Source organism: Duncaniella sp. B8 (assembly GCF_005304985.1).
Classification (GTDB): Bacteria; Bacteroidota; Bacteroidia; order Bacteroidales; family Muribaculaceae; genus Duncaniella; species Duncaniella muris.
Genome location: NZ_CP040121.1, coordinates 1,916,175 through 1,928,355, shown reverse-complemented (window position 1 = coordinate 1,928,355; position 12,181 = coordinate 1,916,175). Strand labels below are relative to the sequence as shown.

6 protein-coding genes and 1 rRNA gene are annotated in these 12,181 nt (G+C 53.9%); 3 read left to right on the top strand and 4 right to left on the bottom strand.

Annotated elements, in window-relative coordinates:
• Positions 1–113 precede the first annotated feature (113 nt).
• The 3 genes from FDZ78_RS08240 to serC form a co-directional block, all read right to left on the bottom strand.
• Positions 114–1,646, bottom strand: a 16S ribosomal RNA gene (locus FDZ78_RS08240).
• A gap of 728 nt (positions 1,647–2,374) precedes the next feature.
• Entirely contained in the window at positions 2,375–3,295 is a 921-nt protein-coding gene (locus FDZ78_RS08235) for an NAD(P)-dependent oxidoreductase (protein ID WP_136408397.1), read from the bottom strand.
• 18 nt (positions 3,296–3,313) lie between these two features.
• On the bottom strand, positions 3,314–4,384 hold the full coding sequence (serC, locus tag FDZ78_RS08230) for a 3-phosphoserine/phosphohydroxythreonine transaminase (RefSeq protein WP_136408396.1): 1,071 nt from the start codon (positions 4,382–4,384) through the stop codon (positions 3,314–3,316).
• Between the two features lie 591 nt (positions 4,385–4,975).
• Between serC and FDZ78_RS08225 the strand changes: the two genes are divergently transcribed.
• Genes FDZ78_RS08225 through FDZ78_RS08215 form a run of 3 tightly spaced genes read left to right on the top strand, consistent with a single transcriptional unit; the run spans position 4,976 to position 10,756 of the window.
• On the top strand, positions 4,976–6,256 hold the full coding sequence (locus FDZ78_RS08225; protein WP_123398161.1) for an efflux RND transporter periplasmic adaptor subunit: 1,281 nt from the start codon (positions 4,976–4,978) through the stop codon (positions 6,254–6,256).
• Positions 6,257–6,260: 4 nt separating this feature from the next.
• On the top strand, positions 6,261–9,368 hold the full coding sequence (locus FDZ78_RS08220) for an efflux RND transporter permease subunit (protein WP_136408395.1): 3,108 nt from the start codon (positions 6,261–6,263) through the stop codon (positions 9,366–9,368).
• Positions 9,365–10,756: a TolC family protein gene (locus tag FDZ78_RS08215; RefSeq protein WP_136408394.1), complete on the top strand. Its 1,392-nt coding sequence runs from the start codon at positions 9,365–9,367 to the stop codon at positions 10,754–10,756. The genes FDZ78_RS08220 and FDZ78_RS08215 overlap by 4 nt, the downstream gene beginning before the upstream one ends.
• A 40-nt stretch (positions 10,757–10,796) precedes the next feature.
• Here FDZ78_RS08215 and FDZ78_RS08210 read toward each other — a convergent pair whose 3' ends face one another.
• Positions 10,797–12,098, bottom strand: a complete 1,302-nt coding sequence (locus FDZ78_RS08210; protein ID WP_123398159.1) for a replication-associated recombination protein A — start codon at positions 12,096–12,098, stop codon at positions 10,797–10,799.
• Positions 12,099–12,181 lie beyond the last annotated feature (83 nt).

The window sequence follows — 12,181 nt, the reverse complement described above, 5'->3', positions numbered from 1 at the left end:
TAATATATAGTTGCAACTGTGAAGCAGTATCAAGAGGCGGATTGCTCCGCTCTCCGGCGTTTCCTTCGGTCCGTCTGACCGTTGTGTCGTTGTCGTTGAGATTTCCGCTCCAGAAAGGAGGTGTTCCAGCCGCACCTTCCGGTACGGCTACCTTGTTACGACTTAGCCCCAGTCACCAGTTTTACCTTAGGGCGCTCCTTGCGGTTGCACACTTCAGGCACTCCCGGCTTCCATGGCTTGACGGGCGGTGTGTACAAGGCCCGGGAACGTATTCACCGCGCCATGGCTGATGCGCGATTACTAGCGAATCCAGCTTCATGGAGTCGAGTTGCAGACTCCAATCCGAACTGAGACAGGCTTTCAAGTTCCGCTTTGCGTCGCCGCATTGCTTCTCTCTGTACCTGCCATTGTAACACGTGTGTCGCCCCGGACGTAAGGGCCGTGCTGATTTGACGTCATCCCCGCCTTCCTCACAGCTTGCGCCGGCAGTCTCGCCAGAGTCCCCAACTTGACTTGCTGGTAACTGGCGATGGGGGTTGCGCTCGTTATGGCACTTAAGCCGACACCTCACGGCACGAGCTGACGACAACCATGCAGCACCTCGACACAGACTCCGTAGAGCTACCTCCTTTCAAAAGTATTCCTGTGTCGTTTGAGCCCGGGTAAGGTTCCTCGCGTATCATCGAATTAAACCACATGTTCCTCCGCTTGTGCGGGCCCCCGTCAATTCCTTTGAGTTTCACCGTTGCCGGCGTACTCCCCAGGTGGAATACTTAACGCTTTCGCTGTATCACTCAGGGATCATTCTCCCCGAACAATTAGTATTCATCGTTTACTGTGTGGACTACCAGGGTATCTAATCCTGTTCGATACCCACACTTTCGTGCATGAGCGTCAGTTGAGCGCCGGTATGCTGCCTTCGCAATCGGAGTTCTGCGTGATATCTATGCATTTCACCGCTACACCACGCATTCCGCATACTTCTCGCTCACTCAAGAAAACCAGTTTCAACGGCTCGAAGAGGTTGAGCCTCTCAATTTTACCGCTGACTTGATCTTCCGCCTGCGCACCCTTTAAACCCAATAAATCCGGATAACGCTCGCATCCTCCGTATTACCGCGGCTGCTGGCACGGAGTTAGCCGATGCTTTTTCTTCGGGTACTCTCGGAACGCCACACGTGGCGCCTTTTGCTCCCCGACAAAAGAGGTTTACAATCCATAGGACCGTCTTCCCTCACGCGACTTGGCTGGTTCAGGCTCGCGCCCATTGACCAATATTCCTCACTGCTGCCTCCCGTAGGAGTCTGGTCCGTGTCTCAGTACCAGTGTGGGGGACCTTCCTCTCAGAACCCCTACGCATCGTCGCCTTGGTGGGCCGTTACCCCGCCAACTAGCTAATGCGCCGCATGGCCATCCGTAGCCGGTATTACCCTTTAAACTCCATGAGATGCCTCTCGGAGTTATTACGCGGTATTAGACGGAATTTCTTCCGCTTATCCCCCTGCTACGGGCAGGTTCCATACGTGTTACTCACCCGTGCGCCGGTCGCCGGCGGAAGTATTGCTACCTCCCCGCTGCCCCTCGACTTGCATGTGTTAAGCCTGTCGCTAGCGTTCATCCTGAGCCAGGATCAAACTCTTCGTTGTTGTCTATATATTTTTCTTTTCTTCTTTATAAAAAAAGCAAAGCTAAAATACAGACCGTTTGTTCTGTTATTTCTTTTGCTTTCACAGAAACCTCAGAGATCGCAGGGATCGCTCCCCGCTGTCCTTGACTGACTATCGGCCTAAACGCCGGATCTTGGAAATTGACAGAGATCGTTTCTTCTATCGTGTAGAAGATTTGACTCTTGTACTACTTCGTTATGTTGCAAATATTTCAATGTTCTCTCGTTGCTTTCTCGATCGCCGTGGCGGTCAGTGGAAAACTTTGCAAAGGTACAACCTTTATTTGAATCTCGCAAATTTTTCTGAAGATTTTAACCTTTCTTAAGATTTGACCGGCGAACCGATCTACCATTCCCAGCGTTATATCTTCTATCAGTCTGCCGCTGCAGGCCTTGCTTCTCAAAAGCGAGTGCAAAGGTAGACATTTCCCCAATTCCCTCCAAATTTTTCACAGTATTTTAACAGAATTTTAACACTTCAGCCATTTCAGTCTTCTACAAGCGGTTTTACACCTATTTTATATATAATAAGGGCAAAACGTCACTCCCCGTCATGTCCGCCATGCCTCACGGCGAATCCGGCTCAGCTTAAAAAAAGTTCAAGAGCCAATCTAAAAAAATGAGGACCTGTAAAAAAAATTCCCTTGATGCAGTCGGCCGGATGACAAACTGCATCAAGGGAATTTCTAATTTTTATTTATCGGGGGCTTATTTATTCACGCGGAAACGTTCTTCGCCGGTGGTCAGGAAACTGATCACCTGACGGGCGGCCGCGATACCGGCGTTAATATTGGCTTCGGAGGTCTGCGCTCCCATTTTTTTCGGAGTGAAGAACACTCGGTCGCCAAAGCGCTCCTTGATCTCGGCAGCGCGTTCGGGAGCCACGTCGGCTGCATATTTGAGATCGGCGCGTTCGTCAAGGGCTCGGATAAGGCCTTCCTCGTCAATCACCTCCTTACGGGCTGTGTTGATCAGAAGCCCACCCTTAGGCATTGACGCAATCAGATCATAGCCGATCGACTTGCGGGTCTCAGCAGTAGCGGGAATATGGATCGAGACTACCTTATTCAGGCGATAGAGCTCCTCGACCGAATGGACTGGGGTCACTCCGGCATCTTCCATAACATTGTCAGGGCAATACGGATCAAGAGCCGAGACATTCATCTCGAATCCGCGGGCTATACGGGCCACATTGCGTCCTACCTGACCGAATGCCTGGATACCGAGAGTTTTGTCCTTAAGCTCAGTGCCTGATGTGCCGTTGAACATATTGCGGCTCATCATGACGGCCAGTCCGAACACGAGTTCAGCCACGGCATTTGAATTCTGGCCGGGGGTGTTCTGCACACACACTCCACGGGCTGTAGCCGCCTCAAGGTCGACATTGTCATACCCTGCACCTGCACGGACCACAACTTTAAGCGCGGGAGCGGCTGCAAGCACCTCGGCATCCACTTTGTCACTGCGGATAATCAGAGCCTCAGCGGTAGCCACCGCGTCAAGCAATTCTTGCTTGGAGGTATATTTCTCAAGGAGCACCAGTTCCGCACCGGCCTCTTCGATAACTTTTCTCATGCCGTCTACAGCCACTGCTGCAAAGGGCTTCTCAGTTGCGATAAGAACTTTCATAGTCTGAAGCAGGGGGGATCAGTGAGCCTTTTCAAATTCTTTCATAGCGTCGACGAGAGCCTGCACGCTTTCGATGGGAAGAGCATTGTAGAGCGAAGCGCGGAATCCGCCGACTGAGCGGTGGCCCTTGATGCCGACAATGCCACGGGCGGCACAGAAGTCAACAAAATCTTTTTCGAGTTCCTTGTATTCGGGAGTCATCACGAAGGTTACGTTCATGATCGAGCGCGAATCCGGATCAGTCACAGTGCCTACAAACATCTTGCTTGAGTCGATGGCATCATAAAGGATCGCAGCCTTTGCGAGGTCGCGTTTTTCCATTTCCTTCACGCCGCCGAGCTCTTTGTAGTAGCGGAGAGTCTGGAGTGAAGAGAAGACAGGAAGCACCGGAGGAGTGTTGAACATCGACCCCTTCTTGATATGGGTGCGATAGTCAAGCATGGTCGGGATCTGACGGTCTACCTTGCCGAGAGCGTCTTCCTTGACAATCACGAGAGTAGCGCCGGCGGGGCCGAGGTTTTTCTGCGCGCCTGCATAGATGAGATCATATTTGGACACGTCTACCGGACGGGAGAAAATATCCGATGACATATCGGCGATCAGAGGCACTTTCACATCAGGATCGGTGCGCAGTTCGGTGCCATAGATGGTATTGTTTGTGGTGATATGGAAATAATCCAGATCCTCAGGCACTTCATAGCCTTTGGGATAATAGGTGTAATTTGCCTCTTTTGAAGAAGCGAGCACTTCTACCTCGCCGAAAAGACGGGCCTCTTTGATGGCATTGGCAGCCCATGTGCCGGTGTCAAGATAGCCGGCCTTTGAGCGCAGTAAGTTATACGGAGCCATACAGAACTGCAGGCTGGCACCACCGCCGAGATAAAGGACATGATAGCCTTCAGGAACATCAAGGAGCTCCTTGACAAGCTGCTGGGCTTCATCCATCACAGCGACGAATTCCTTGCCGCGATGTGACACTTCAAGGAGTGAAAGACCGGTGTTGGCAAAGTTGAGAATCGCATCGGCAGTATTCTTGATAGTGTATTCACTCAGAATAGAGGGGCCTGCGGAGAAATTATGCTTCTTCATAACTGAAAAAAGAGGGGGATTAAATGAAAGTTGGCGTGATTGGTTATGTCTATGCTGCGCGCTCACAGACTTAGACCCCGCAAATATAGTGAATTTTTCAATCCTCCAAACATTAAGAGCATGAAAATATAGAAATTTTTCCGTAATTACTCCATTTTTGGCTCTCCCTGCCCGATTTAAGAGGGTGTTTCATAACAATAGTTAAAATCTGAGCGAAAGTTTTGAGGTAGATATGGTTCTGAGCCTAAGGGGTATAGCTTGCCATACCCCTTCCTCTTTTGCAACGATTTATCTAAAACATACTCCACTCAGATTTTAACTCCTGGTTTTAAACAACCTCTTAACAGAATTTCAAATCGCTCCGCCTGCTATCCGGTCAGCGCCGGATGCCGTCCATTAACATATTCATGCCGTTTATTAACACTCTGTTTGCAGTCTGCCGGAGATTGACTAATTTTACTAACATCAGCCCGATACAAAAAAACAAGGGCTCCATCCTTTTAACACTTCGAACTTTTTTAAGGCACGAATGTTAATATATTGTTTTAGTTTTCATCCAGTGCAATTTTAATTCAACACAGAGTAGGTAAAATGAATCTCCATCACATCGGCGAATCAATCGGTTCGAAAGTAAACACCGGATTCAAATCAGCCAAAAGACACAGCCCCCACAGCAAGAAAGCCTGGCTTGTCATAGCCCTGATAGTCCTCATAGTAGCCGCAGGACTCTACTTTATCATGCGCCCGAAGCATCAGGCGTCACCTCTACCCATAGTTGAAGTTGAGACCGTCAAGACCGGCAACGTAAATATCTACGGCGAATACGTAGGCCGCATCCGCGCCCAGCAGTTCGTCGAGATCCACGCCCGTGTGGAAGGTTACCTCGAAAGCATGCTCTTCAAAGAAGGCTCATATATAGAAAAAGGACAGACTCTGTTCATAATCGACCCGCGTCTCTACCGGGCCAATGCCAATAAAGCCCGCGCACAGCTCAACAAAGCCCGCGCACAGGCCCAGAAGGCCAAACGCGACTATGAGCGAATCAAACCGCTCTACGCCCAGAACGCCGCCTCACAGCTCGATCTCGACAACGCCACAGCCGCCTATGAAAGCGCCAACGCCGAAGTCACCGTCAGCGAAGCCGACCTCACCCAAGCCGAACTGACGCTGGGCTACACCCGTGTATCGTCACCCATCTCAGGCTACATTTCCGAACGTGTGGCCGACATAGGCACCTGGGTCGGCCCTTCAGGAGGCAAATCGCTTCTGGCCACAGTGGTAAAGAGCGACACAGTAAGAGTCGACTTCTCAATGACCGCGCTCGACTATCTCCGCAGCAAAGACCGCAACGTAAATCTCGGAGTGTCCGACTCCACCCGCAAATGGAACTCTTTCGTGACCATCACCCTTGCCGACGGTTCGGAATATCCCCACAAAGGCCTCGTTGACTTCGCCGATCCACAGGTCGACCCCAAGACCGGCACCTTCTCCGTCCGCGCCGAGATGCCCAACCCCGACCACAGCCTCCTGCCCGGCGAATTCACCAAAGTGCGTGTGCTTCTCGACGTGCGTGAGGAAGCAATCGAAATCCCCTCCAAGGCCCTCATCATCGAGAAAGGCGGAGCTTATGTATATGTGGTCCGCCCCGACAGTGTAGCCGAGAAACGCTTCATCGAGACCGGTCCGGAAGTGGGCAACAACACCATAGTGGAACGCGGCCTGGCCAAGGGTGAGAAAATCGTGGTGGAAGGCTATCACAAACTCACCCACAACACCAAAGTAAATCCCGTGGCCGTTCCGCCGGATGAAAAAGACAAAAACGAAACAACCGACAAAAAATCAGAAACCATAGCAGCAGGAAAGGAGGAGTAAGCCGATGAAAAAGAATTTCTTCCTCGACCACCCGGTCTTCTCGATCGTAATCTCGATCGTCATTTTCATCGTGGGAGCCATCGGCCTCACCCTGCTCCCTGTCGACCAATACCCGCAGATAGTCCCTCCGGTGGTGAAAATCACAGCATCCTATCCCGGCGCCGACGCCCAGACTATGACCCAGGCCGTGGCAACCCCTATCGAGCAGGAACTCAACGGAACTCCGGGCATGATCTACATGTCATCGTCAAGCTCCAATTCCGGAGGCTTCACCGCCCTGGTGACATTTGACATCGACACCGACCCCGAACTCGCCGCTGTCGACATACAGAACCGCGTAAAGAAAGCCGAGTCACGCCTGCCGGCCGAAGTGGTCCAGAACGGCATCTCCGTCTCCAAAGAGACCGCAAGCCGACTGATGACCATAACCATCCAGTCTGACGACCCTAAATTCGACGAAATCTACCTCAGCAACTACACCACCCTCAACATCCTCGACCCCCTGCGCCGAATACCCGGAGTAGGTAGTGTCAGCAACGTGGGCAGCCGCTACTACGCCATGCAGATCTGGGTAGCGCCTGACAAGCTCGCCGACCTCGGACTAACCGTCAAGGACATCCAGAACGCCTTGAAAGACCAGAACCGCGAATCAGCCGCCGGCGCTCTTGGACAAGCTCCGGCAACCGACATAGACATCACAATGCCTATCATAGCCCGCGGACGCCTCTCGTCGGTCTCGGAATTTGAAGACATCGTTCTGCGCGCCGGAGCCAACGGCTCGCTGATCAGACTCAAAGACGTGGCCCGCGTTTCGCTCGAAGCCTCAAGCTACTCGACCGAGAGCGGAATCAACGGCGGAAACGCCGCCGTGCTCAACATCAACATGCTCCCCGGCTCCAACGCAATGGAAGTGGCCGAGGCCGTAAAGAAAGAAATGGAAATCATATCCAAAAACTTTCCGGAAGGCATCAGCTACGACATTCCGTTTGACATGACCACATATATAAAGGAATCCATCCATCATGTCTACCGCACATTCTTCGAAGCGCTGGTGCTGGTGATCCTCGTGGTATTCCTCTCGCTGCAGAACTGGCGCACCACACTCATTCCGGTCATTGCCGTCCCGATCTCACTTGTCGGCACCTTCGGAGTGATGCTGATGTTCGGCTTCTCGCTCAACATGCTGACCCTCCTGGGCCTGATCCTCGCCATCGGCATCGTGGTCGACGACGCGATTGTAGTAGTTGAAAACGTTGACCGCATCATGAACACCGAGCGCCTGTCGCCCTATGAGGCCACGGCCAAAGCCATGAGCAACCTCGGAGGCGCACTGATAGCCATGTCGCTCGTGCTCTGCGCCGTCTTCGTCCCCGTCAGCTTCCTGCCCGGCATCACAGGCCAGCTCTACCGCCAGTTCACCATCACGATCGCCGTCTCGGTGATCATCTCGACCATCGTGGCGCTCACCCTTTCGCCCGTGATGTGCGCCAAACTGCTCAAGCCCACAGATACCCGCCGACGCAAGGCAAGGATATTCCGCCTTATAAACATCTGGCTGAACCGTGGCAACAAATCATATGGCCGCACCATCACCCGTGTGCTCTCCCACCCCAAACGCATGTATGCCGCCTTCGGCCTCGCGCTCGTGTTCATCTACATGATGAATGCACTTATGCCCCGAAGCTTCATGTCGCAGGAAGACCAGGGCTACTTCACCGTCGAGCTGGAACTCCCAGAAGGCTCCACCATAGAGCGCAGCCGCGAAGTAACTGAAAGAGCTATGGACTATCTGATGCAAGACCCCGACGTGCAGTATGTGCTCAACGTGACCGGATCATCGCCACGTGTAGGCACCAACCCGGCCCATTCGCAGCTCACAGTAATCCTTAAGCCCTGGGGCGAACGCTCGTCATCAGACATAGCCGAAGTCCGCAGCCGCATCCACGAACGCCTCTCGCAATATCCCGAAAGCAAAGTCTACATCTTCTCACCCTCGATCATACCCGGTCTGGGTAGTTCAGGCGGTTTCGAGATGGTGCTTGAAGCCAGAGGCGACGCCACATACACCGACCTGCAACATGCCGTCGACACCCTCCGCCACTACGCCGCCATGTCTCCGGCCATTGCCGACCTATCCACATCAATGCAAGCCGACATCCCGCAGCTCTATTTCGACGTAGACCGTGACCGCGCCAAGATGCAGGGCATCCCCGTCAGCGACATTTTCTCCACAATGAAAGCCTTCACCGGCTCGATATATGTCAACGACTTCAACATGTTTAACCGCATCTACCGTGTCTATATCCAGGCCGAGGCTCCCTACCGCTCACGCCGCGACAACATGAATCTCTTCTTCGTGAAGAGCGCCGACAATACAATGGTGCCCATTTCATCGCTCGGAACCTCGCACTTCACCACCGGCCCAGGCACCATCGGGCGCTTCAACATGTTCAACTCCGCCACCATCTCAGGCGAAGCGGCCCACGGCTACAGCACCGGAGAGGCTATGGACGCTCTCGAAAAAATAGTCAGAGAGAAGCTTCCTGACAACATCGGAGTGGAATGGAGCGGCCTCTCATATCAGGAACGCCACGAAAGCGGCAACACAGGCCTTGTGCTCGGACTCGCCCTGCTCTTCGTGTTCCTCTTCCTGGCCGCCCAGTATGAAAGCTGGTCTGTCCCGCTCGCCGTCATCCTCTCCCTCCCGATAGCCGGAGTGGGAGCCTACCTGGGAATCTGGATCTGCGGGCTGGAAAACAACATCTACTTCCAGATCGGTCTGGTGATGCTCGTAGGCCTCGTGGCCAAAAACGCCATCCTCATCGTCGAATTCGCTAAAGAGGAAGTTGACAAAGGCGTCGATGCAGTCCACGCCGCCCTCACAGCCGCCCGTCTCCGCTTCCGCCCGATCGTCATGACCTCTCTCGCCTTCATGCTCGGCCTGCTCCCGCTCCTGTTCGCCTCAGGCCCAGGCTCGGCTGCCAGACGCGACATCGGCACCGGAGTATTCTTCGGAATGCTTGTGGCCATCACAGTCGGCATTGTCTTCGTTCCGTTCTTCTTTGTTGCCATCAACAAATTCACAAACCGCAAACGCTCCCTCAAAAAATGAAACGACTGATCCCTATAATACTCTCCATCCTCGCCCTGGCAAGCTGCTCAGGGACCAAAAACCTCGTACCGGCCGACGTCGACATGCCGGAGGCCTACATGCCGGGCCTCGAATCAGACACCGCATCCATTGCCGATCTGACCTGGTGGGAATTCTATGCAGACTCCACCCTGACCCGCCTGATGCGCCTCGCGCTTGACAACAACCGCGACCTGCTCAAAGCCGCAGCCCGCGTCGAACAGATGCGCCAGCTCTACGGCATCGACAAAGCCAACTTCTACCCCGAAATAGGAGGCATGGCCGGCGCAAGCTATGAAACAAACAACTACAACGGAGCCGGCACCACCAAAGATCCCGAATATGACCTGAAACTGCCCGTCAACTGGGAAATCAACCTCTGGGGCTCACTCTCGCAGGCCAAACGCGCCGGAGCCGCCCGCTTCAAAGCGTCGGTGGAAGACTACCGCGCAATGAGCATGACCATCATTGCCGATGTCGCTATGGCCTATTACAGGCTCATAGCCCTTGACAACGAACTCTCCATCGTGCGCCAGACAATGGCAACCCGCAAACAGTCACTCGAACAGGCCAAAATACGTTTCGATGGCGGTCTAACCTCCGAAACCGTCTATCAGCAGGCCAAAGTGGAATACTCCACAGCCGCCTCCCTCGTCCCGAACCTCGAACGCCAGGTAGCCGTGGCCCGCAATGCGCTCACACTCCTTTTAGGAGAATATCCGCGTGAGATCTCCGAGCGCGGTGACCTGGCACTCAATGTCTCTCTCCCCGAAAAACTTCCTGCCGGAGTGCCATCCACACTGCTTCAGCGCCGTCCTGACCTGCGCGCCGCAGAGCAAAGACTGAAAGCGGCTATGGCCGATGTCGGCGTCAGCTACGCCGACCGCTTCCCGCGCCTGCGCCTCGGATTCACACCAGGCTTCGAAAACGAAAGCCTCTCAGACTTCTTCAAATCGCCATTCACCTACACCGTAGGCTCCATCACCGGCTCCATTTTTGACTTCGGGCGCAAAAAGCGCAAATACCAGGCAGCCATAGCCGTCTATGACCAGTCACGCTACGATTATGAAAAAGCCGTAATCCAGGCATTCACAGAAGTCAACACCGCACTGGCCACCTACCACCACGTGCAGCAGGCCCGCACACTCAAAGTCGAGCTCCGCGACGCGGCGGTCAAATACGTCCAGCTCGCACATCTGCAATATCGCGGCGGCACACTCAACTATATCGACGTGCTTGACGCACAGCGCCGCTACTTCGACGCACAGATAGGCGTAAGCAACGCCATCCGCGATGAATATCTCGCGCTCATAAATCTCTATAAAGTACTCGGAGGCGGATGGTCCACCGATGACTCAGCCGCTATCTGAACCCGCGAAAAGAAACACACACCAGATACGGAGCACACTGTCACTGCTTCACTTCCTGATCAGCGCCGGCACCCTGTTGCCAGCGCTGATTCTGCAAAGCTGCTGACCGCATCTCGGCCGGATTGTCGCAAGGCTGCCACAAAGGCCTGTGGCCAAGCTCGTCAGGCATGAACTGCTGCACCACAAAGTTGCCCGGATAGTTATGGGCATACTTGTAGTCGCGTCCGTAGCCCATATCCTTCATCAGAGAAGTCGGCGCATTGCGCAGATGCAGCGGCACCGGCAGATCTCCGGTCTCCTCTACGAGTTTCATGGCATTGTGAAGCCCTGTATATGTGGAATTACTCTTGGCCGACAGCGCCAGATAGACCGTACACTCGGCCAGCGGAATCTGCCCTTCGGGAAAACCGAGCTTATGAACAGCCTCAAACGTAGCATTGGCCAGCAGAAGCGCGTTCGGATTGGCCAGGCTTATATCCTCTGCGGCAAGAATCAGCAGCCGGCGCGCTATGAACTCCGGGTCCTCCCCGCCTCTGATCATGCGGGCGAGCCAGTAGAGAGCGGCATCCGGGTCAGAACCGCGGATACTCTTGATAAAGGCCGAGATGATATCATAGTGCATTTCTCCGTTCTTGTCATAGGCCGACGGATTTTCCTGGAGCCTTTCAGTCACCACCTTGTCATTGATCACCACCGGCTCTCCCTGCGGAGTCGACTGTTCGAGCAGATCTATTATATTGAGCAGCTTGCGGGCATCGCCTCCGGCAAAACGGAACAGAGCCGTAGTTTCCTCAATGCTCACACCGTGGAGCTGCAGGGCACTGTCACCCGCCACAGCCCGGTCAAGCAGATGACGCAGATCCGCCTCCTCCAGCGGACGCAGAGTGTAGACCTGCGCGCGTGACAGAAGAGGCCTGATCACCTCAAACGACGGATTTTCCGTAGTGGCCCCGATCAGAGTCACCACCCCGCTCTCCACAGCCCCCAGCAGACTGTCCTGCTGCGCCTTGCTGAAGCGGTGGATTTCATCGATGAACAGAATCGGACGCCCGCCGGAAAACATGTTCATGGCATCGCCCTTACAGCGCTCTATCACCTCACGCACCTCCTTGACACCGGCACTGACGGCCGACAGCGTATAGAAAGGCACATTGACAGAGTTGGCAATAATTCTCGCAAGCGTAGTCTTGCCCACTCCGGGAGGTCCCCAAAGAATAAACGACGAAACTTTGCCCGATTCAATCATGCGGCGGACCACCCCTCCCTCGCCAACGAGGTGGAGCTGACCTATATAATCATCTAATGAGCGCGGACGCAGGCGCTCGGCAAGTGGCTGGTTCATGATAATGCAAAATTAATAATTATCCGCCATATATCGCAACCTCTATCCGCATCCGCCACACACCTACACCTATTATAATAATG